The organism is Neobacillus sp. D3-1R (genome assembly GCF_052180215.1).
Classification (GTDB): Bacteria; Bacillota; Bacilli; order Bacillales; family Cytobacillaceae; genus Pseudoneobacillus.
Genome location: NZ_CP197471.1, coordinates 1,033,568 through 1,054,562, shown reverse-complemented (window position 1 = coordinate 1,054,562; position 20,995 = coordinate 1,033,568). Strand labels below are relative to the sequence as shown.

Annotated in this window: 23 protein-coding genes; 7 read left to right on the top strand and 16 right to left on the bottom strand. The window is 34.7% G+C overall.

Annotation, left to right across the window (positions count from 1 at the left end):
* The first annotated feature begins 178 nt into the window (after positions 1-178).
* The 3 genes from ytvI (at position 179) to ACSBPO_RS05265 (ending at position 3,453) form a co-directional block, all read left to right on the top strand.
* Positions 179-1,210 (top strand): sporulation integral membrane protein YtvI, encoded by a 1,032-nt coding sequence (ytvI, locus tag ACSBPO_RS05275; RefSeq protein WP_442599020.1) that lies wholly within the window; start codon positions 179-181, stop codon positions 1,208-1,210.
* A gap of 104 nt (positions 1,211-1,314) precedes the next feature.
* A complete protein-coding gene (locus ACSBPO_RS05270) occupies positions 1,315-2,259 on the top strand; it encodes a magnesium transporter CorA family protein (protein ID WP_442599019.1) in 945 nt (314 codons plus the stop codon).
* 144 nt (positions 2,260-2,403) lie between these two features.
* Positions 2,404-3,453 (top strand): M42 family metallopeptidase, encoded by a 1,050-nt coding sequence (locus tag ACSBPO_RS05265; protein WP_442599018.1) that lies wholly within the window; start codon positions 2,404-2,406, stop codon positions 3,451-3,453.
* 116 nt (positions 3,454-3,569) lie between these two features.
* On the opposite strand, the gene ACSBPO_RS05260 is transcribed toward ACSBPO_RS05265, so the two are convergent.
* The 8 genes from ACSBPO_RS05260 to ACSBPO_RS05225 all read right to left on the bottom strand — a co-directional run bounded on the left by ACSBPO_RS05260 (position 3,570) and on the right by ACSBPO_RS05225 (position 10,801).
* A complete protein-coding gene (locus tag ACSBPO_RS05260) occupies positions 3,570-3,962 on the bottom strand; it encodes a YbaN family protein (RefSeq protein WP_442599017.1) in 393 nt (130 codons plus the stop codon).
* A gap of 98 nt (positions 3,963-4,060) precedes the next feature.
* Positions 4,061-5,371 carry a hemolysin family protein gene (locus ACSBPO_RS05255; RefSeq protein WP_442599016.1) on the bottom strand — a complete coding sequence of 437 codons (1,311 nt, stop codon included), beginning with the start codon at positions 5,369-5,371 and terminating at the stop codon, positions 4,061-4,063.
* A gap of 158 nt (positions 5,372-5,529) precedes the next feature.
* Positions 5,530-5,919: a MerR family transcriptional regulator gene (locus tag ACSBPO_RS05250; protein ID WP_442599015.1), complete on the bottom strand. Its 390-nt coding sequence runs from the start codon at positions 5,917-5,919 to the stop codon at positions 5,530-5,532.
* A gap of 186 nt (positions 5,920-6,105) precedes the next feature.
* Complete coding sequence (locus ACSBPO_RS05245) at positions 6,106-6,861, bottom strand: FixH family protein (protein WP_442599014.1); 756 nt, start codon at positions 6,859-6,861, stop codon at positions 6,106-6,108.
* A 172-nt stretch (positions 6,862-7,033) separates the two neighbouring features.
* A complete protein-coding gene (gene modA, locus ACSBPO_RS05240) occupies positions 7,034-7,816 on the bottom strand; it encodes a molybdate ABC transporter substrate-binding protein (RefSeq protein WP_442599013.1) in 783 nt (260 codons plus the stop codon).
* 128 nt (positions 7,817-7,944) lie between these two features.
* The gene (locus ACSBPO_RS05235; RefSeq protein ID WP_442599012.1) at positions 7,945-9,357 is read right to left on the bottom strand and encodes a SpoVR family protein; all 1,413 of its coding nucleotides are present in this window, start codon (positions 9,355-9,357) and stop codon (positions 7,945-7,947) included.
* A 124-nt stretch (positions 9,358-9,481) separates the two neighbouring features.
* The gene (locus ACSBPO_RS05230) at positions 9,482-9,799 is read right to left on the bottom strand and encodes a DUF3889 domain-containing protein (protein WP_442599011.1); all 318 of its coding nucleotides are present in this window, start codon (positions 9,797-9,799) and stop codon (positions 9,482-9,484) included.
* A 15-nt stretch (positions 9,800-9,814) separates the two neighbouring features.
* The gene (locus ACSBPO_RS05225; protein WP_442599010.1) at positions 9,815-10,801 is read right to left on the bottom strand and encodes a M14 family zinc carboxypeptidase; all 987 of its coding nucleotides are present in this window, start codon (positions 10,799-10,801) and stop codon (positions 9,815-9,817) included.
* A 185-nt stretch (positions 10,802-10,986) separates the two neighbouring features.
* On the opposite strand from ACSBPO_RS05225, the gene ACSBPO_RS05220 reads away from it, so the two are divergent.
* Positions 10,987-11,247 (top strand): YhdB family protein, encoded by a 261-nt coding sequence (locus tag ACSBPO_RS05220; RefSeq protein ID WP_442599009.1) that lies wholly within the window; start codon positions 10,987-10,989, stop codon positions 11,245-11,247.
* A 49-nt stretch (positions 11,248-11,296) separates the two neighbouring features.
* Here ACSBPO_RS05220 and ACSBPO_RS05215 read toward each other — a convergent pair whose 3' ends face one another.
* The 6 genes from ACSBPO_RS05215 to ACSBPO_RS05190 form a co-directional block, all read right to left on the bottom strand.
* Positions 11,297-12,544 carry an MFS transporter gene (locus tag ACSBPO_RS05215; protein ID WP_442599008.1) on the bottom strand — a complete coding sequence of 416 codons (1,248 nt, stop codon included), beginning with the start codon at positions 12,542-12,544 and terminating at the stop codon, positions 11,297-11,299.
* 3 nt (positions 12,545-12,547) lie between these two features.
* Complete coding sequence (locus ACSBPO_RS05210; protein WP_442599007.1) at positions 12,548-13,081, bottom strand: NADPH-dependent FMN reductase; 534 nt, start codon at positions 13,079-13,081, stop codon at positions 12,548-12,550.
* Positions 13,082-13,364: 283 nt separating this feature from the next.
* Positions 13,365-14,009 carry a response regulator gene (locus tag ACSBPO_RS05205; RefSeq protein WP_442599006.1) on the bottom strand — a complete coding sequence of 215 codons (645 nt, stop codon included), beginning with the start codon at positions 14,007-14,009 and terminating at the stop codon, positions 13,365-13,367.
* 16 nt (positions 14,010-14,025) lie between these two features.
* Complete coding sequence (locus ACSBPO_RS05200; protein ID WP_442599005.1) at positions 14,026-15,144, bottom strand: GAF domain-containing sensor histidine kinase; 1,119 nt, start codon at positions 15,142-15,144, stop codon at positions 14,026-14,028.
* A 147-nt stretch (positions 15,145-15,291) separates the two neighbouring features.
* The gene (locus ACSBPO_RS05195) at positions 15,292-16,014 is read right to left on the bottom strand and encodes an SDR family oxidoreductase (protein WP_442599004.1); all 723 of its coding nucleotides are present in this window, start codon (positions 16,012-16,014) and stop codon (positions 15,292-15,294) included.
* A gap of 49 nt (positions 16,015-16,063) precedes the next feature.
* Positions 16,064-17,803 (bottom strand): phospho-sugar mutase, encoded by a 1,740-nt coding sequence (locus ACSBPO_RS05190; protein ID WP_442599003.1) that lies wholly within the window; start codon positions 17,801-17,803, stop codon positions 16,064-16,066.
* 286 nt (positions 17,804-18,089) lie between these two features.
* Here ACSBPO_RS05190 and ACSBPO_RS05185 point away from each other — a divergent pair, with 286 nt between their 5' ends.
* Positions 18,090-18,512, top strand: a complete 423-nt coding sequence (locus ACSBPO_RS05185) for a disulfide oxidoreductase (RefSeq protein ID WP_442599002.1) — start codon at positions 18,090-18,092, stop codon at positions 18,510-18,512.
* Positions 18,513-18,514: 2 nt separating this feature from the next.
* A complete protein-coding gene (locus ACSBPO_RS05180; RefSeq protein ID WP_442599001.1) occupies positions 18,515-18,988 on the top strand; it encodes a thioredoxin family protein in 474 nt (157 codons plus the stop codon).
* A gap of 218 nt (positions 18,989-19,206) precedes the next feature.
* Here ACSBPO_RS05180 and ACSBPO_RS05175 read toward each other — a convergent pair whose 3' ends face one another.
* Complete coding sequence (locus tag ACSBPO_RS05175) at positions 19,207-19,605, bottom strand: YhcU family protein (protein ID WP_442599000.1); 399 nt, start codon at positions 19,603-19,605, stop codon at positions 19,207-19,209.
* A gap of 139 nt (positions 19,606-19,744) precedes the next feature.
* Between ACSBPO_RS05175 and ACSBPO_RS05170 the strand changes: the two genes are divergently transcribed.
* Positions 19,745-20,665, top strand: a complete 921-nt coding sequence (locus ACSBPO_RS05170) for an RluA family pseudouridine synthase (protein WP_442598999.1) — start codon at positions 19,745-19,747, stop codon at positions 20,663-20,665.
* A gap of 66 nt (positions 20,666-20,731) precedes the next feature.
* On the opposite strand, the gene ACSBPO_RS05165 is transcribed toward ACSBPO_RS05170, so the two are convergent.
* Positions 20,732-20,986, bottom strand: a complete 255-nt coding sequence (locus tag ACSBPO_RS05165) for a GlsB/YeaQ/YmgE family stress response membrane protein (RefSeq protein ID WP_442598998.1) — start codon at positions 20,984-20,986, stop codon at positions 20,732-20,734.
* Positions 20,987-20,995 lie beyond the last annotated feature (9 nt).

Genomic DNA, 20,995 nt, shown 5'->3' with positions numbered 1-20,995 from the left:
TCAGACCAATCATTATATATAACCGCAACTCAAAAACTAGCCTTTTTATTATAAATCCACTTATTTTTACTCCATTTAAAAATAATCGTGTTTATAAATATACATTCCGCCTATAAAACTCTATAATAATCTTAATGTCTAACATGTTAAATGAATTTCAAGGAGAGCAACAAATCTAATGTGGAAAAAATGGTTAGTCGTAATTTTAATCTTACTTGTTTTTTACCTTATATTACCATATGTACTTCCCATAGTATTTGCCGGAATAACAGCGATTCTTTTAGAGGGAATCATAAAACGATTAATAAATAAAATACATTTTAAACGATTCCAAGCCGTTTTACTTACCTATCTCGCTTATCTAGTTTTCTTATTTTTAACCTTTTACTATGCTGTATCTATTTTGACGCAAAAGGCTACTGATATTTCAAAACAAATTGCATCAATTGTCGTCAATTTATATGATTCAGGGATATACCCTTTCTTAAAAAAGTGGGAAAATTATCTAAGTAATTTACCACCTGATGTTATTTCAACCGTGGAAAAGTCATTCGAAAAAAATATAGCGGGTTTAACACAATTTCTACAAAATACGGCTGAAAACTTAATTTCTTTGTTAACAACTATTCCAAGCTTTTTAGTAGAATTTTTAATCTATTTAATTGCTTTATTTCTAATTAGTCTAGAGTATCCAAACATCATTGCAAAAGTGAATTCCTATTTGAAAGAATCAACCCGTGAGAAAATCGATTTAGTTCTAAAACCATTAGCACGTGCATCAATAGGTTTCTTGAAAGCACAAATTATTCTTAGCTTTATTACTTTTATTCTAGCCTTTAGTGGTCTTTGGATATTAAATGCTCCATACAAAACTGGCCTCGCCATTTTAATTGTTATTGTCGATATCCTGCCAATCCTTGGGACAGGTTCTGTATTAGTTCCATGGGCAGTTGTGGCTTTTCTGCAAAACAATGATTTTTTGGGATCAGGTTTATTAATCCTATTCGTTGTCATTACCATTATTAGAAGGATTATTGAACCAAAAATATTTGCACAAAATCTTGGTATCTCGCCTTTGGCATCATTAATCAGTCTTTTTATCGGATTTAAATTAATAGGATTTATCGGTATGTTTTTAGGGCCTGGAATCGTCATTGTTTGGAATACTTTAGTTAAAACCAATATCATTAAAATGAACTTTAAAATTTGACCTGGCACTCCTTTCAAAGGGGTGCCTTTTCTTTATGTAAAGGGAATGATTATAGATTGGAAAATCCATAATAAGTTTATAAATGACCACAACTGAGGGAAAACATGCTGAAATATAATAGAGAAAAAAAGACTGTTACAAAAATAGAGCACTTTCAAATTCCAGAACCAGGTGAGATTGTTTGGTTTCATATGGATAGTACAGAACAACTCCCTAATATGATTGCGGATTTAGGTTTACATCCTTTAGCTAAAAAATTATTTACAGAATATAGTGACTACCCTAAAGTAAACATATTTAAAAATGAAGCGATTGTATCTTTATATATCATTAATAATGATTTTAAGGCGATTAAAATGACCATTTTAATAAGTGAACATTTTATTTTATCTCACATAGAAAATGATGAAAAAAAGTACCTCCAAGATTTAGAAAACTTCTTTTTAGAAAATCATGAATTTATGGAAGCAACCGGGCTCATCTTATACCATCTTATCAATCGTGCTTCCGAGTATTTTTTATCCGCGATTGATCGAATAGCAAATGAAATTCAGCATATTGAAAGACTTGTCTTTAAAAACCCTTTTGAAAATGAAATAGGTAAAAAGGTTTACCGTTGGAAATTAAAGCTACATGAACTAAGACAAATTGTTGAACCTCAAGAAAATGTGATTAAAACAATCACTCATTCGGATTTCCCATTTTTAAATGAGAATTCAGGTTTTTATTTTCAAGATTTAAAAGAAAACTTTGCAAGGGTTACTAGTGCCTTTGACACTTTTAAAGAAAATCTAAATGGAATATTTAATCTGCAAATATCGTTAAAGTCTGATCATACCAACGCTATTATGAAAACTCTTACCCTGGTAAGTGTTATCTTTATTCCAATGACTTTTATTGCTGGGCTTTATGGAATGAACTTTGAAAATATGCCAGAATTAAAGATGAAGAACGGCTATTTTTATGCCCTTACCTTAATGCTGGTTCTTGGCCTATCCATCATGTTCTTTTTCCGATTTAAGGGTTGGTGGGGAAAGAAAAGAAACTAAACAGACAAAGTATAAAATATACTTTGTCTGTTAATTTTTCTGGAGTTAATGCAAATTTCACATTTTTCTTGATAATAATTGTATAATTTAACTATCGGGAAGTTATACATATGCATGATTAAAACTAAGAAAAGGGGTTATCGAATGTCATATCCAAATACAAGGGAAACGATAAATTTAATAAAAGAAATTGTATCGATCCCAAGTCCTTCTGGTAATACCAATAAAGTAATTGAGTATGTTGAGAAATATTTAAGTGAATTTAATATTGAAACAAAAAGAAACCGAAAAGGCGGTCTAATTGCAACTCTTCCAGGTAAGGATACAAATCAGCATAGAATGTTAACCGCTCACGTTGATACACTTGGGGCAATGATAAAGGAAATTAAACCAAGCGGTCGTTTAAAAATCGATTTAATCGGTGGATTTAAGTACAATTCCATCGAGGGAGAATATTGTCAAATCGAAACGGCATCTGGAAAAGTCTATACTGGTACAATCTTAATGCATCAACAATCTGTTCATGTTTATAAGGATGCAGGAAAAGCTGAACGAAATATCGATAATATAGAAGTTAGGATCGATGAAAAAGTACATAGTGCGGATGAAGTCCGTGCTTTAGGAATTGAAGTTGGAGATTTTGTCTCTTTTGACCCAAGGGTCGAAATAACGGAAAATGGGTATATTAAATCCCGTCACTTAGATGATAAAGCAAGTGTAGGTATTTTATTGCAGCTAATCAAACAAATAAAAACAGAAAATATCACTTTACCTTACACTACACATTTTCTCATTTCTAATAATGAAGAAATTGGATACGGTGGAAATTCAAACATTACCCCTGAAACTGTAGAATATTTAGCAGTAGATATGGGTGCAATGGGTGATGGTCAGTCAACAGACGAATATACTGTTTCTATCTGTGCAAAAGATGCAAGTGGCCCATATCATTACGAAATGCGAAAGAAGTTAGTTCAACTTTGTGTAGAAAATGACATTCAATATAAGGTGGACCTATATCCTTTTTATGGTTCAGACGCTTCCGCTGCCATTCGCTCAGGACATGATATTGTACATGGCCTGATAGGACCTGGAATCGATTCTTCACATGCATTTGAACGTACACATCAATCATCCATTGAAAATACTGCAAAACTTTTATACCATTACATTCAATCTGAAATGATTAAGTAGCAATAAAGGGGTGTCTCAAAAGTATAAACTTTTAGGAGCACCCCTTTTTTATATGGTTTTATTAACTTGTCCGTTAATTGCCGTTCTGGGCACTTTATTTTCCGCAGTCCTCGGATTTATTTAGAAATTTCTTTTTCCATTACTTTTGTTGGTATGGACCAAATATAATAGGTGATGTAAACCACAATACCTAATAAGATTATTTTAACTGCTAGTAGTGGAACTAAGAAAAAGATGGAATACCCTGATGAAAACCATAACACCATTATACTTACAAACTTAGCTCTTAAGGGGATACCTTTCCCCTCTTGAAAACTCCTAATATATGCCCCAAGCCATTTTGTGTTTAATAGTTTATTGTACAAATTTTCAGAGGACTTTGCATAGCAAAAAGCGGCTAACAATAGGAAGGGTGTGGTTGGTATTAATGGAAAAACAATTCCCACAATACCTAGGATGACAAACAGGGACCCACATACAATTAATAATGGCCGAAATAATGCCTTCATTCCAAAATCCTCCCCGTTTAAAATTTTCATGATGATTTTATCTTAAGTAATTTACAATAAAAAGTAAAGGAAACCCTTGTTAATCAAGGGTTCCCTTTTTAAGCAGTTGACTTTTGACCTAGCATTTTTACAATTTCAAGCGATTTTACATGATACCCTTCCATCTCAAGGATCTTAAATTCGTATTCACCTAGAGCAATACTGTCGCCTTCTTTTGCTTCCATTTTTTCAGTCAATATCCAGCCGCTTATGGTATCTATATCTGTGTCATCAATTTCGAGACCAAACAAATCATTTACTTCCTCGATTAGTACCTTTCCGTCAATAATTGTTTTATGTTCATTTACCTTTTTAATTTCTGGTACTTCATCATGATCAAATTCATCACGGATATCACCGACAATTTCTTCAATAATGTCTTCAACCGTAACAAGGCCCGCTGTACCGCCATATTCATCTACAATGATGGCCATATGAACCCTTTCTTTTTGCATTTTGGCCAATAGATCATGAATAGGCATCGACTCCATCACTTTTATAACTGGCCGTGCATATTTAATAATCGGTTCCTGAATATTTCTTTTCTTCACAAAGTCAGTTAGAACTTCTTTCATATTAATCATTCCGACAATATGATCTTTGTCACCAGCATAAATCGGATAACGCGTATAGTTTTCTTCTGTAGCAGTGGCAATAAACTCTTCCATGATTTGATCCTTTTCAACCCCAACCATCTCAGTACGCGGAACCATGATTTCCTTGGCAATACGATCATTAAATTCAAAAATATTATTTACGTATTTATATTCAGACTGGTTAATTTCACCACTTTTATAGCTTTCAGAAAGAATCATTCTGAGTTCTTCTTCTGTATGGACCATTTCGTTATCAGCCACTGGCTTAAAACCAAATAGTCTTGATAATAAACGGGCTGATCCGTTTAGTGCTTTGATTATCGGGTACATCAATTTATAGAATAGAATAATTGGTTTTGAAAATAACAGGGTAATCTCTTCCGCCTTTTGGACGGCCATTGTTTTCGGTGTAAGCTCCCCAATGACACCATGTAAAAACGTAATGGTTGTAAAAGCAATGAAAATAGCCAATCCCGTTGACAATGATTCAGATAAATTAAAGTATGTGATAAGAGGATAAAAAAGATCTTCAATAGTAGATCCTCCTAACCATCCTAGCCCTAGTGCAGTAATCGTTATTCCTAATTGACAAGCAGATAAATACTCGTCTAAATTTGAGATCACAGTTTTGGCCGCAATTGCATTTTTGTTTCCCTCTGACACCAACTGATCGATCCGGGTACTCCGTATTTTTACAATCGCAAATTCTGTTGCCACAAAAAAACCTGTTAAAGCAATTAAAATTGCCACTATGATCAAATGATATATGTCCAAATAGTCTCCTTACTGTAATTCTACAGTGAAGGAATACACCTCCTAAGTGTAATGTTTTATAGTTATTTATTAAAAGAATGGAATAATTATTCTTCTCTTTTCACATTCTCTTGTAGAAACGCATGACAATTTTCAACAAAGAAGAAAATGAAAACCGATTAACTGATTAAATACAGTAATGATTGAGCAAGAGCACTGCCCTGGTTAGAAAGACGTTTAAGAATCAACTCTTTCTGCTTTCCATCTAAATTTTCTAATATTGGTCTTAATTCCTTAATCTCCATTTCAAGATGATGCATATACTCAGAGATTTGCTCGACATGCTTCTTCATGATCATTTCATCTACAGCAGTAGTCTTTGAGTTTAAAAGAACAATCAAGTTCTTTATTTCCTCTAAAGGCATATTCATCTTTTTATAATGATCCACAAGCTTTAAGGTTTGTAATGAGTCTTCACTATATAACCGATAGTTCGAGTCCGTCCGCATAGGGTTTAATAAGCCTAATTGGGTATAATAATCGATTGTTCTTTTGGAAATATCGGTCATCTTTGCTAACTCACCAATTCGATAGTACTTCCCAATAGTCTCACCCCTTTTTTATTAGATACTCTAAATGTATATGAAAACAAACCGTACAGTCAACGTTTTAGTTTCATATTTTGAAAATATAATAGTAGATAATAACAAATAAAAGGATACCATTTAGGCATCCTTTTATACTTTCAAAAAGTTTTATTTTACATCAATCATAATCACTTTATGCTCATGTATTTCTTGATCTTCTTTATTTACATGAATTTGAATATGGTAAGTTCCTTGTTGTTTAAAAGAGGTTGTAGCACTATAAATGCCATCTCCCTCCTCTTTTGCCTCTAACCATTCCACATTGTTACTATCATCATGTGAAATAATTTCATATCTTACTCTTGCTCCCTTAAGAAGAGCGTCTTCATGTTTAACAGTCGTTTTCAAACTAGTTTCTTTATTGATTACATAAGAAGGGTCCATTGCCATTTCTATCTCAATAGAACCATCGTGATGGCCATGATCATCTTCATGATTTTCAGCTGCCTCATGATCATGTTCTTCTACTGTACCTACAACAAATTCCTTTTTCGGCATTGCATGCATACTGCGAGCAGTTACGTGACTAATAACATAATATTTACCGTTTTCAGTAAAAGTCTTTTTAATGGAGTAGATACCCTTACCTTCATTTGCGCCTTTTAACATCTCATGTTCTTCCTGTCCATCTTTCCATACTTCAAATTTCACTTCATTTGCATCATCAACTTTTTCGTTTCCTTGAGTAACCAGAGCTTTTATTGTGACTTCCTCATTTGGATTGATGGTTTCTGGAGTTTGGATGGTTACTTCAATGATTTCTAAAGATTCGCGGCTGCCATTCTGATGTTCTTGTTCATTTTGTGAAGCACACCCCGCCATAATTCCGATTAATAAAATAACTGCAATAATTGCCTTTTTCATAATAGACTCCTTAATAAATTTTTTAGAATCACATATTTAATGCTAATGGATGACTTTGGACTAAACAATATAAACATGTGAAAAATATGTGAACAATGTGCATCAATAAAAAAGTCAAACCTAAGAGATGTTTCTCCTCTCAAGTTTTGACTTAAAGAGGTGATGTATAAACCTATTTTTTTAATGTATGAAAACCGTACTCCTGAAAAATTTTTAAAGCTTGGTCACTTTGTAGGAATTTGTAAAAACTTTTCGCTTCCTCTTTTTGTTTTGAATTTTTTATGACTCCCAACGGATAGATAATAGCTGAGTGGTCTCCAGCTTGAGCTACTCCTGTTATTTCAACTTTTTTTGAGATTAAAGCATCTGTTTTATAAACAAAACCGGCATCTACATTTCCTGTTTCGACATAGGTTAGAACCTGTCGTACATCTTTTGCAAATACCATTTTATTTTTCAAATTGTCCCAAAGCTGAAGGTTCTCCAGTGTCTCTTTCGTATATTCTCCAGCTGGAACGGTTTCAGGCGTACCTATAGCTATTTTAGAAATGCTATTATTGGTTAGACCAGAAATGTCCTTAAGTTTCAGCGAATCCTTATTTTTGTTTTGAATCAAAACCAGCTCATTACCAATTAAATCCACGCTGTCCTCTTTAGAGATATGGCCATTCTTTACTAGTTCATCGAATTGATCCTTTGAAGCTGAAAAAAATAAATCTACAGGAGCCCCCTGTGTAATTTGTTGTTTTAAGGCTCCTGAGGATCCAAAATTAAAATAAATCGTAACATCCTTATGATTTGTTTCATACATCTCCTTCACTTGAGTAAGAGCTTCTTGCATACTGGCTGCTGCTGATACAGTCAAACTCACTTCTTCACTTTTGGAGTGGGAGCAAGCGGTAAAGGTATATAAAATGAAGAATAGGATCATATAAATTTTTATTCTCTTTTTCATTTCGTTTATGTTCCTCATTTCAGAATTTTTACTTCTTATCCTTTTTCATTCTACCTAAACTTTCACCGATAAACTAGACTGTTAAATGGAAAATGGACCAATTCCTTAGAATGGTCCATAGTACTTTCTTATAAATATTTACGATGAATTCCCTTACCATCATACGTAAATAGCATATTTCGATTCTCAATGACACTTTCCATATGAACAGGTCTACCCCAAAGTTGGTAAATATATGGAAGAACTTTTTCGAGATATTTTAAATCTAATTCAATACCCTCAAACCAGTGCTTTAAATACAGTTCTCCATTTTTTAAATGATCTCCATCATTAACCGTAATATATGGGAAGCCTCCATTTACTCTCATGCTGACAAGCTGATCACGAACATGCTCCCACTGTTTATCAACCACTTTGTATTCCTTGCCCTGCTTTTGGAATAAATACATATCCTCTCGCATAACAAGATCCTTTGTTAAATAATTTCTTAGGAAAGATATATCTGATTCAATTTCACGAACTTCAAACATTTTTTCACGCCCTGAACAAGGCTTAACACCTCTGCGCTTCATTTCTTCTGTAGGATTATTATACCTTTCTTCAATATCCTCGAAGATTTTTATACCAAGATAGTAGGGATTAATACCTGTTTTAGAGGGCTGTACGACCCCGGCATTCAACTTGGCAAATTCAATGGATTCGCCACTAGTAAGGTCCATCTCTCTTAAGATTCGTTGATGCCAGTAGGAAGCCCAGCCTTCGTTCATAATTTTGGTTTCAAGTTGCGGCCAAAAATAAAGCATTTCCTCACGCATCATGGTTAAAATGTCCCTTTGCCAATCCTTTAATTCCCTGCTGTATGATTCAATAAAAAGTAAGATATCCTTTTCTGGCTGAGGAGGGAATACCTTTTTATTCTTTTTAGGTTCTTGTTTTTTATCTTTTTCATCTAAATTCCAAAGATCATCATAAGGAGATAAACTAGGTCTTATTTCCTCCTCAACTTCAACATCATCAAGTGTCCAATTTAGTTTCGGTCTCATTAAGGAAGGATCGATATGTTCTTCAATGGCTAAAACAGCATCCAGGAAGGACTCAACCTCTTTTTTTCCATAAAGGATTTCATATTGGCGAATTCGTTCAGCTGTGGCAGCCATACTCTCAACCATATCGCGTTTCGTATTTTGGAAACGAACATTATTTTTAAAGAAGTCACAATGAGCAAGAACATGAGCGACAATAAGTTTATTTTGAATAAGAGAATTGGAATCCAATAAAAATGCATAACATGGGTTTGAATTGATTACGAGTTCATATATTTTACTTAAGCCTAAATCATAATGAAGCTTCATTTTATAAAATTGCTTCCCAAAACTCCAATGAGAAAAGCGCGTCGGCATCCCGTAGGCTCCAAAGGTATAAATAATATCGGCTGGACAAATTTCGTACCTCATTGGGTAAAAGTCTAAGCCAAACCCCTTAGCAATCTCAGTAATTTCGGTTATCGCATATTCCAAATCTTTCCGACCCTGCTCGTTCATCCGTCACTCCCCCTTCATCCTCTTATCACAATGTATGAGATATTTGAAGGAATGATGAAAACAAAGTGAAAGGTATTATTCCACAACATTTAAAGGTAATAAAAAACAATAGCCCAAAAGTGGGCTATTGCTTCATTTCTTCAACTGTAAGCTGTAAAAGTTTGTTACTTTGAATACTATGCTTGACTTTCACCACTACACTTTTTTGTTTTCCTTCATCTTTTACCGCAAATTGAAAGGAATCTTGTACATCAGTTACTGTTATTTTCTCTCTTCCTAAATATTGATACTCTGTTACGGGTTCCCCCGGGTAGTCTGCTTTTACTACAGCAATAGCAATCTTTCCGTATTTTTCGTAATCAATTCTTTCAGCATGAGCTTGGGACATTCCAAAAAACACCAATATAAAGAATGCCATAAATGATAACTGAAGCTTTTTCATTTGAATACCACCTTCTTAGTTAAGCTTATTGATATTTTTTGCTTCATTCGCCAGCATCATTCCTAAAAATTGATTTCTTCTCCATTCTTCATCAAAAACACTTAATGGAGGGCTTGTTTCTCCAACCAAATAACTAATCTCAACTGTCATTGCTGGTTGGTGATAAGTTTGGATAAACCAATCGGTATATCCTGCACCAACCGCTTCTTTTGGAGGCTTGGCTAATTCATAACCTGTTAAAGATGCAGCCTTGTTGGCAATCAGAAAATCCCTTTGTTTATTTTCGCCATTATTATATTTCCAATATATCTCTCTTCCAGCCGTATGATAGGAAACCGCCATAATTGGCTTGATTTTTTTAGTGAATCTTACGATGGCTTTTGTCTCATGAGAAGCAATCGGCTTTTCTCCTTTATAAAATTGGTACGATGGAGAATTGACACCCTCACTAGGTACCTGATCCCACCCCGAAGGATATTGTCGATTTAAATCAATACCTATTGCATTTGCCTTCCACCTGGAAAAGTCTTTAGAATTTTGATTCATTTTTAGCAACTTTCCTCGATGGTATTTTGGAACAGCTGAAAGCCCCTCTTGTTGGATGGCTACACCATCAGGATTCAACATCGGAACAAACCAAATGGATACTTCATTTAAAATATCAGTTGGGTATTCGCCAATTTTCACTTTACGATGATAGGCATCTGCATAGGTTTCCAACATTTCCACAAGCAATGCACTAGTCATCCACTCCCTACCATGATGAGCCCCAATAAGGAGGATGTTTTTTTCACCAGATCCTAATTTAACAGCTAGTATTTTTCGTCCAAAATGAGAAAATCCCAGTGTTTTTATGACTAATTCATCTTTATAGTCTTTTTTTAGGGTATAAATATCATTCTTCATCTTTTCATATGTATATGGCTGTTCTAGCTTTGCACTTGCAGGAGTTGTATTTAACAACAAATAAATGGAACAAAAACAAATAAATAACTTTTTCATATTTTCCTCCTTTTTCGGTTCTGTTTTTACTGTTTATCATTTGATTTACTGACCAGATTTAAACATAAATATACAGGAAAATGTTGAAAACCTTATTAGAACAACAAGTCCAACATTTGTAGGGAAACTTTTTTGAGGTTTCTTCATAAAATAATTTCAACTCCTAGTAAGGAGGAGAGAGAAGAATGAATATTGTTGACTATGATCGAGCTTTATATTATACCCATCGTTCACAGTGGGATAATTTATTAATTTTAATGGTAAGAACTAAGGATCAGTTTTTATCTAAAAAAATTGAACATTTCCTTCACGCTTACCATTTTGAAAAAGATTACTCTATACTTGAAAAACATCTATATTCTCTATTGCGTTACATCGACCATGCTAATACAAACCTGTCTAATGAAGAAACTGAATTCAATTTTATAGAAAATGGCTCAATGTGAATTCCACCCAAAAGAAAAGGCTTGAACCAAAAGGTTAACCCCTTTTGATTCAAGCCTTTTCACTTTGCCCGATTTCTTTCCATTTTCTTTCTTTTATTTTTTTATTTGATGGTTTTTTTGTTAGTATCACAACCGTTAAAGCAATCAATAGTAAAACAGCTAAAAGGTAAAAACTATATTGGGTTTGAAATTGCGAATTTATATAAGTGAATAGCGATAGTAATAAAATTCGAATAGCCAAACCTATCGTACGGAATAAACTGTCGACACGACCGACAATTTGGTTTGGTATGTGGTCCATTAAAAAAGAATTACGTGCCACACGAGTGCCCGCATTTCCAAAGGCCAAAAGAGCGATTAGCACCAAATAGATTGGAACAGCTTTTGTAAAAATAATAATACTGATTGCGATTGTATAGACAAAAGTAGTTAACATAATGGAATTTTCATTGCCAAGCTTGGCTGCGAGAAAAGGAATCATGATTCCTGCTAGTACTGCTCCAATCCCATAAACCATACTTTGGGCTCCATAAATAGAACCTTCAACCTTTAATACATTCACTAAATAAACAGGAAATAAATAATTCGTTACCATAACCCCGATAAAAGGCATAAAAGATGCGATTAAAAAGAAAAATAATTTTGGACGTAACCTCATGTAACGAAAACCTTCCGTTAATTTCATCCAAAAAGAATCTCCCTTTTTCATGTCTAATTTTCTTTGCGCATAAGGAATAAGCCAAAAGAAAATACATGCACTTATATATGTGACCGCATCAAACAATAGAATCCATTCTAAGTTTATTTTTCCTAGAAGAAGGGCAGCTACTGCACCTGCAATCACACTTGATAACTGACCTTGAATTTCCATTGCCCCATTCAAAGCTTTATAGACGCTCTTAGGAAAGATCTCTTGCGTTAGTGCAAACATTCCTGGATAGAAAAGATTATAGTAAAAGCTTCCTGTTCCATACAGTAACATATAATGCCAAGTTGAATATTCAATTCCTAGAAATCCACTAATGGCAAATAGTAGCACCATAAAAAATCCCACTGTTTCACCTAACATTAATAATTTTTTTCTTGAAACACGATCTACTAGTTGACCAATAAATGGTGCGCTTAGAAAATTTATTATGGTCATCACGATAGTGGCATAACCATACAGAGTGGCGCCATCACCTTTTGAAACTAAGAGCCAGGGGATAGCGATCATCGTAATTCCTGAACCAATGGAGGAAAGAATATTGGCTGCAATGATTAGATAAAAACGTCGGTCTTTATATAATTCACTCATAAACTACTCCTCCTTCAAAACAAGATAACTTTTCGTATACAACTTTAATTCACTAATAAGAGCATCAACCATTTTCATGGAATCCTGTTTAATACTATCTTGTTGATACTCAAAACAGATAGGGTCTAAAACAAGTTGTCTCGGAATGGTATTTGCATATAACCCTCTCATCACTGTTCTCATATTATTTAAAGCATTTATTCCACCTTTTCCACCGCCAGCTACGGCAAGTAGAGCTACTGGTTTATGCTGAAAATGATCACTACCTAAGAAATCTAAAGCATTTTTTAAAACTCCGCTCATCCCATTGTGATACTCAGGTGATGCTAAAATAATTCCGTCTGCCTCTTTAACTTTTTGACTTAATTTTTGAACACTTTCTAGTTGTTCTTGCTCATCCTCACCTGTATATAAAGGAACTGCATCTTCACCGCTTAAGTCAATTACATCAACCCCATATTGTCTTGCAATACTTCTTGTAGCAATACCTGTTCTGCCGTTTCTGCGAGGACTTCCATTTATCATTAATATTTTCATTTTTCATTCGCTCCTTATGATTTGTATATGTTTATTATAGGAAAAGAAAGAAAACTCTAAATCGTAGAAACGCTTGATATTGTCTACTCTATTAGCTAGAGGTTTTTAGAACTTTTTCTCAGACTTTAGTTGTAGAAATAGGTTGTTCACATAAAATAAGTAGTGTTGACTCCCACTTCAGGTTGCTCGATTTCTAGGAAGTTCTCCAAGCGTGAGTTTACACATTTTCTTAAGCAAAAATAAAACAGGCAAGGTTACGATGACCTTGCCTGTTTTATCATTTTTAGTTTTCCATTAATCCGTTTTTTACAGCAAAAAGAGCTGCTTGAGTACGGTCCTGTAAATTTAATTTAGCTAGGACATTGGACACATGTGTTTTAACTGTCTTTTCCGTAATAAACAGAGAAGAAGCAATCTCCTTATTACTTTTTCCTTTTGCAATTTCTAACAATACATCTAATTCTCTTTTCGTTAAATCATCAATTGGCTGTTTTATTTCACGATTTTTATTAGTTAAATGAGATAATAAATGGGTTGTTGCTTTAGGATGTAATTGGTTTTCACCTGCAAGCATTCTTTTAATTGTGCGAACTAGTTCATCTGGCTCGATATCCTTTAGTTGATAACCTGAAGCACCAGCTTCAATGGCAGGAATCACATGGTCTTGATCAGAAAAACTGGTCAGAATCATAATTTTCATATTGGGTAATATGGCTTTGATTTGTTTTGTTGCTTCAATTCCGTCCATTATCGGCATATCTAGATCCATTAAAACGAGGTCTGGATTTAAAGTTTTCGTCATTTCAAGTGCTTCTTGTCCATTTTTCGCTTCCCCAATTACCTCAATATCTTTCTGCGTTTTTAAGAAAAAGATGAGACCACGTCTCACAACATGATGATCATCTGCGATTAATATTTTAATCGTCATTACCTATTCACCCCGTTTAAATTGGCACTTTAATTTTTATCTTAGTACCCTTTCCTGGTTTACTCTTTATGTCAAAAGTTCCTTTTATGGCTTCCGTCCGTTCCTTCATACTTTTTAAACCTAGAGATGGCAATTCTTGATTTTTATCATAATAAAATCCGCAGCCACTGTCTTCAATCGACATGATAAATACATTCTTATCTGATTTAAACTGTATTTTTACCTCAGTTTGTTGTGAATGTTTTTTACAATTAGCAAGCGCTTCTTGCCCAATTCTCCAGACCGCTTCTTCCACACGCCCCGGTAGGGATAGCACTCCCTTAACTTCGGTCTTAACTTTCAACCCAAGCATATTTCCATAACTGCATAGTGCAGATACTACTCCATTTTCTAATCCTTGTGGTCTTAATTGCCAAATCAGTGCTCTCATTTCAGTTAGAGCTTCCTGAGCTAAATCTTGTATATAGGAAAAAGTTTCCTTTACTTCAGGATGATCAGACATTTCACGTCCACCACTCGCGGTTAAGCTCAATGAAAATAATATTTGATTAACCGAATCATGCAAATCACGAGCTAAACGGTTTCGTTCTTCTGTTAAAGCAATGTCCTGTTCCTTTTGAATTAATTTCATTCTTTTAAGTGCTGTTCCAATTTGGAAGGCAATCGATTCTAAAAGGTCTAGCTCGTCAGCATGGAAATGGGTCTTATTTCGTGAACCGACATTTAAAACACCAAACTTTTCACTTCCTGCTCGGAGTGGAACAGAGGCGTGGTGGGTCATTCCTTGGGTTTCACCCCAATTATGTTCAATCGCATCTTCAATCCGTTTACATTCGATGATGTTCGTTGCCTTTTCTAATCGACCATCATTATAACGATCAAGACACCAACAATCTCCTTTACACATCAAGGAGCAATCTTGACTCGATAAGGCAGGTGGCAAGTTTTCTTTAGCCGCCAATTCATAATGACCCTTTTCATCCACTAAAAAAATCCAACCCGTTTCCATACCAGTCACTTGAAGTAATTTTTTCAAAACAGACGGAAGAACTTCGTTGACCTTTGTTTCTTTATTTAACAATTCGGCTATTTCTTTAAGTATGAGATGCTCAGAATGGTGTTTCTCCTCTACCATTATTTCACTCCCGAAAATTCAGTTTTCTCTATTATATCTTTTTTCAAAAAATTCTACCTTATAAAAAAGAATGAAACATATATAAGACTAAAGTCTTAAAGATAAAAAAAATCCTAAGAGCCATTTCTGCTCTCAGGTTTTAGATGATTAAGCAATAGGATAATTTTGAACTAATGGATGAAGCACAATTTCATCGATTAACATATGTTTTGGAGCGGAAGCCATATATACTACTGCGTTAGCGATATCTTCGACCTTTAACCAATCATGTTTTTCGGGTAATCCTTGTGTTGAGTTGGCAAAGTAGGTGTCAACCATACCTGGATTAATGGTTCCAACACGGATTCCATATTCACGTACTTCTTGGGCAAGAGATCCAGAAAAGCCTTGAACCGCATATTTAGATGCAGTATAGGCTGCACCATTAGGTATCGTATAACGACCGACATCTGATGAAATCGTGATTATGGTACCTGTTTTTCGTTCCTTCATATGCGGAAGCACCGCCTTAGCTGCAATAAAAACACCTTGAACATTTACCTCGAAAAGTTTACTCCATTCTTCCACCGTAACATCTTCTGTTAATTTAAAGAAACCAATACCTGCATTATTTACTAAAATATCAATTTTTCCATACTTATCAAGTGTAGCATTGATTACTTTCTTCATATCTTCTTCATTCGCTACATCAGCCTGAACGGCCATAACCTCAGTAAAGCCTTGTTCATTTAAATCCTTTGCAGATTGATGAATTTCTTCTGAGCTGCCTACAAGCGTCAATTTTGCACCTTGTTCAGCTAGCTTCAAAGCAATTTCCTTACCTATCCCACGTGATGCTCCAGTTACAATTGATACTTGATCTTTTACCATATAAAAAACTTCCTTTCTTGTTGAATCATCATGGTGTACGAATTCTTCACTATGCTGAAACAAGCTTTAGCTTTTGATCTACAAGATCCATAAATACTTGTTCCAGTTCCGTAAGCTTTTGTTTAGTTTCTTCCATATTTTCTCCATTAACACCGAAATAAAACTTTACTTTTGGTTCTGTTCCAGATGGTCTTAAACATATCCATGAACCATCTTCAAAAATGTATTTTAACACGTTAGATTTTGGAAGCAGAATATCTTCTGTCCCTTTCGAAGTTTCACGCTTACTTGTTAAGTAATCTTCTGCAGCTACAATATTAAATGAGCCAAGCTTTTTTAAGTTTTCATTTCGGAATGAAGTTAAGATAGCTTGAATGGTTTCCGCTCCTTCTTTTCCTTTCAAGGTGAGTGAGCGAAGTCCTTCAAGATAATAGCCATACTTTTTATATATGTTCATTAATCCTTCATAAACGGTTATCCCCATGTTTTGGTAATAGGCGCAAACTTCCGTTGCAAGAAGAGTGGCTTGTATGGCATCTTTATCACGAGCAAAATCACCGATTAAATAACCGTAGCTTTCTTCATACCCGAACAAAAAGGTATATTCCCTAGAAGATTGATACTGTTCTATTTTTTCTGCAATAAACTTAAATCCTGTTAACACATCTTCCGTTTTGATTTGGAAGGAAGAGGCGATTTTACGACCTAGCTCGGAGGTGACGATTGTTTTAAAAACAATCCCATTTTTCGGAAGAGTCCCTTTTTCCTCTTTTTGAGATAGAATATAGTCTAATAATAGGGCACCGGTTTGGTTTCCAGTTAGGACAACATATTCTCCTTCATGATTTTTCACCGCAATCCCCAGCCTGTCCGCATCAGGGTCTGTTGCGATAAGTATATCAGCTCCTAAGTGATTACCATCTCGAATAGCTAATTCAAATGCTGCATGCTCTTCTGGATTCGGGCTTTTTACCGTTGAAAACTGAGGGTCTGGTAATTCCTGTTCTGCTACTACATGTACATGTTTGTACCCTAAAGCCTTTAGTGCCTCTCTAGCAGGTTTATTGGCTGTTCCATGTAACGGAGTAAAAACAACCTTAATATCTGTTTTAGTAGAAAGCTGTGGATTTTCAGAAATAGTTAAAAGTTTTTCCTGATAGGCTCTGTCTATTTCATCTCCAACCATTTGAATGAGTCCCTGGTTAATCAGTTCTTTTTCATTTTGAACTTCAAGTACTAATTCGTCTTCAATGTTCTCAATATAATTGATGACAATATCAGCAGCCTCTGGAGGCAACTGAGCACCATCTGGTCCATATACCTTATAGCCATTATATTCCGGAGGGTTATGACTTGCGGTAATGACGACTCCTGAATAAGCATTCAAATAACGAATGGCAAAAGAAAGCTCAGGAGTCGGACGTAATTCCTGAAACAAAAATGCTTTTATTCCTCTAGAAGCAAAGGTTTTGGCAGTTTCTAAAGCAAACTCTTTCGATTTATGTCTGGAGTCATAAGCAATAGCCACGCCACGTGCTTTCGCCTCTTCCCCTTTTGACTCTATGTATGAAGCAAGACCTGATGATGCCTTTCGAATGGTATATGTATTCATGCGGTTTGTTCCGACACCAATTTCTCCGCGCATGCCGCCTGTTCCAAACTCAAGGTTTTTATAAAAAGCCTCTTCTAACGCTTTTTCATCTGTTCGGATTTGATTAAGTTGTTCTAATAAATCGGCTTCTAGTTGCTTATACTGCAACCAATTCTCAGCCTTATTTTTCCATTCCATTTATAGAATCCCTCCAATCAGTAATACTTCTTTAATTTCGCTTTAAATCATCATCTTCCTCTAAATATTAAACGTCGAATTATGACAAATAACGAGGATAGCTCCAAAGGAATTGTTTAAAATCTTCCTTTAACATCATACCTTTAAAAACCAATTTTATAAATATGCTAAAACGGCTTCACTCATACATGTTTTTTGTCGAAGTCTCTAATTTGAGATATTTTCAATTTTCCCTTAAGATAGAATATGTTAAGAGATATTAGATTGAGAGAATAAGGAGCTTAATATGAACGAAAAAAAGAAGGAAACGTTATTGTTTACCGCTTGGGCTGCGTCTGTAATTGCTATGTTTGGAAGCCTTTATTTTTCAGAAATTCGTCAATATGAACCTTGTTTACTATGTTGGTACCAACGAATTCTTATGTACCCTATGGTAGGGATACTAGGGATTGCAGTCATTAAAAAGGATTACAAAATCTCTTTATATTCCATGGTTTTATCCGCGATTGGCGGCGGAATCTCATTCTATCACGTTCTCCTTCAAAAGGTTAGCTTTTTTGCAGAAACAGCTCCTACATGTGGTAGAGTACCGTGCACAGGCCAATACATTAATTGGTTTGGATTTGTAACCATTCCGTTCTTAGCTCTTATAGCATTTATAATTATTTTTATTTGCAGCTTCATGATTTGGAAAAAGAAAGGACAATAAGAATGAAAAAAATAGTGATATTCCTCGTAATTATTATCGCCCTATTTGCAGGAGTGGCCGTTATAAATAATGTTCAAAACAAGGACAAACTAAGTGAAGGAAATCCTTATAAAACAAATGACCTTCATCAAGAAACCATTGACCAATTAGACGACCCTAACTATCAAAACATTATCCTTCCGGATGAACTTGAAACAAAGTTACAGAACAAGGAAGATTTAACTGTATATTTCTTTGCTTCTAACTGTCCACATTGTAAAAGAACAACACCAATATTAATGCCTCTTGCTGAGAAAATGGGAATTGATGTGGTTCAATTTAATCTTTTAGAGTTTGAAGCAGGCTGGGATCAATATGGAATTGAAGGAACTCCTACCCTTGTACGATATGAAGATGGAAAAGAAGTAGCTAGAATAGACGGTTACCGTGAGGAAGCAACCTTTAAACAATGGTTCGAGGAAAATGTGAAAGAATAAGGCTCTTTTCTAAGACTTTGTTGCTTTTCTGATTTATTAAAAGGGATTTCTCAGTGTAAAATGTTAAAACTCGTATAAAAATCAAGAAAAGAGCTGCTCACTTTTTAATAAAAGATGTAAAAATCCGGCTTTTAGGATTTTTACCAAAAACACAATTTATACAAAAACAGCCAAAATAATAGCCATAAAAAAACACGCCATTAACTTGGCGTGTTTTTTCAAACTAACATTTCATTATCCGGTCTTGAGTACATACTTAGGTTTTCCGCTTTTATATTTTTCGAGAAAGCAAAGTTTTCGAATCGAAAGGGAAAAGATAATCCAAACTCATTTAATGTCTCCGCATTTTTGTCAAAAAGCAAATCATATTTCGAATTTAAATGATTTCCTTCTAATATGTGGCATAATGTTTGTAGACTAGTAATTACTTGATAGGCATCCTTAAGTGTTCCCAAGTCATGAAAGGTTTCTTCGGATGTATGTAACACTTGTAAACGCTTAAATTCTTTTATCTCTTCATCTGAAAAATAAAGAGGAAATACATCTGTATAAAATTGTTCGATTAATTCTTTAATTTTCTCCTCCTGTTCCGGAGTAGATGCAAAAACAACTTTCACTTAAAAAACCACCCTTTATACCTCTAAACTGAGAATGATATAGAATAAGAATACCATATTTCTCAAGGATTTGAGCGTGGTAATTTAAGCCACATTTTTGGGGAAGGTTGTCAAAAAAGTTTAATAAAGGAGCCGTAAAATGATTCAGTCAAAACGTCAGGGATCGTGGCAGGAATTTTTAATACAACAGGAATGGGCAGGACAAACGCTTGAAATGCTATTTAAAGAAATATGGGGTGCCCCCAAAAAATTAACCCACCTATTTAGGATGGAAAAAAGAGTGTTGGTTAATCATATACTAGCAAATTGGAATGAACCATTAAATAAAGGTGATCGTGTTTCCGTTAACTTTTTCGGAGATTTAGAAGATAAAGTAGAACCTAGTTATATGGATGTGGACGTTTTATATGAAGATGACCACATTATTGTGGTGAATAAACCAGCTGATTTGGACACCCATCCTAACGAACCTGAACAAACGAATACATTATTAAACGGAGTTGCTTATCATTTACAAGTAACTGGTCAGGTTACATGGGTAAGACATATACATCGCTTAGATCGCGATACAACTGGTGCTATCCTTTTTGCCAAACATCCGCTTGTTGCTGCTATCCTGGACAAAATGCTAGAACAACGCCAAATAAAAAGGACCTATATTGCCTTAGTTCAAGGAATGATAAAAAGCAAAAAAGGAACGATCCATGCACCCATTGGCCGTGATCGCCACCATGCAACAAGAAGACGTGTTTCACCAACTGGTCAAGATGCCATTACTCATTATCAATTAATAGAAGCTTTTCGCACAAAAGATATGTCTTTAGTAAAGTGCTGGCTAGAGACAGGGAGAACACATCAAATCCGTGTACATTTTAGTCATCTCGGCCACCCCCTTTTAGGAGATACATTATATGGTGGAAATGCTACTGTAAATAGACAAGCGCTCCATGCTGCGAAACTAGAATTTACTCATCCACTTACAAAGGAAGCTATCTCCTGTACAGCACCTGTACAAGACCATCCCGTCATTTTTCCAGATTTTGATTTTACTAAAATTTAAATTTTGCATTAAAAAAGCTGAACGAAAGAATGCAACCCATTCTTCGCTCAGCTTTTTTTATACTTATTAAGAAGCTTTACGCATCATTTTCATGAGTAAAGTTAACAGGAATACAAGAACAATTGCTCCAATTAATGAAGGAATGATAGAAAAACCAGCGATAGCAGGTCCAAATGGATCGAATAAGGCTGAACCTAGCCAGGAACCAATAATTCCAGCAATGATATTTCCTACTATACCACCTGGGATATCTTTACCAACAATTAGACCTGCTAACCATCCGATAAGACCACCGATAACTAACATTAAAATAAATTCCATTCTAAAATC

Coding starts and splice junctions, on each gene's coding strand:
- ytvI (WP_442599020.1), top strand. CDS start 179: ATGTGGAAAAAATGGTTAGTCGTAATTTTAATCTTACTTGTTTTTTAC.
- ACSBPO_RS05270 (WP_442599019.1), top strand. CDS start 1,315: ATGCTGAAATATAATAGAGAAAAAAAGACTGTTACAAAAATAGAGCAC.
- ACSBPO_RS05265 (WP_442599018.1), top strand. CDS start 2,404: ATGTCATATCCAAATACAAGGGAAACGATAAATTTAATAAAAGAAATT.
- ACSBPO_RS05260 (WP_442599017.1), bottom strand. CDS start 3,962: ATGAAGGCATTATTTCGGCCATTATTAATTGTATGTGGGTCCCTGTTT.
- ACSBPO_RS05250 (WP_442599015.1), bottom strand. CDS start 5,919: ATGACCGATATTTCCAAAAGAACAATCGATTATTATACCCAATTAGGC.
- ACSBPO_RS05245 (WP_442599014.1), bottom strand. CDS start 6,861: ATGAAAAAGGCAATTATTGCAGTTATTTTATTAATCGGAATTATGGCG.
- modA (WP_442599013.1), bottom strand. CDS start 7,816: ATGAAAAAGAGAATAAAAATTTATATGATCCTATTCTTCATTTTATAT.
- ACSBPO_RS05235 (WP_442599012.1), bottom strand. CDS start 9,357: ATGAACGAGCAGGGTCGGAAAGATTTGGAATATGCGATAACCGAAATT.
- ACSBPO_RS05230 (WP_442599011.1), bottom strand. CDS start 9,799: ATGAAAAAGCTTCAGTTATCATTTATGGCATTCTTTATATTGGTGTTT.
- ACSBPO_RS05225 (WP_442599010.1), bottom strand. CDS start 10,801: ATGAAAAAGTTATTTATTTGTTTTTGTTCCATTTATTTGTTGTTAAAT.
- ACSBPO_RS05220 (WP_442599009.1), top strand. CDS start 10,987: ATGAATATTGTTGACTATGATCGAGCTTTATATTATACCCATCGTTCA.
- ACSBPO_RS05215 (WP_442599008.1), bottom strand. CDS start 12,544: ATGAGTGAATTATATAAAGACCGACGTTTTTATCTAATCATTGCAGCC.
- ACSBPO_RS05210 (WP_442599007.1), bottom strand. CDS start 13,081: ATGAAAATATTAATGATAAATGGAAGTCCTCGCAGAAACGGCAGAACA.
- ACSBPO_RS05205 (WP_442599006.1), bottom strand. CDS start 14,009: ATGACGATTAAAATATTAATCGCAGATGATCATCATGTTGTGAGACGT.
- ACSBPO_RS05200 (WP_442599005.1), bottom strand. CDS start 15,144: ATGGTAGAGGAGAAACACCATTCTGAGCATCTCATACTTAAAGAAATA.
- ACSBPO_RS05195 (WP_442599004.1), bottom strand. CDS start 16,014: ATGGTAAAAGATCAAGTATCAATTGTAACTGGAGCATCACGTGGGATA.
- ACSBPO_RS05190 (WP_442599003.1), bottom strand. CDS start 17,803: ATGGAATGGAAAAATAAGGCTGAGAATTGGTTGCAGTATAAGCAACTA.
- ACSBPO_RS05185 (WP_442599002.1), top strand. CDS start 18,090: ATGAACGAAAAAAAGAAGGAAACGTTATTGTTTACCGCTTGGGCTGCG.
- ACSBPO_RS05180 (WP_442599001.1), top strand. CDS start 18,515: ATGAAAAAAATAGTGATATTCCTCGTAATTATTATCGCCCTATTTGCA.
- ACSBPO_RS05170 (WP_442598999.1), top strand. CDS start 19,745: ATGATTCAGTCAAAACGTCAGGGATCGTGGCAGGAATTTTTAATACAA.
- ACSBPO_RS05165 (WP_442598998.1), bottom strand. CDS start 20,986: ATGGAATTTATTTTAATGTTAGTTATCGGTGGTCTTATCGGATGGTTA.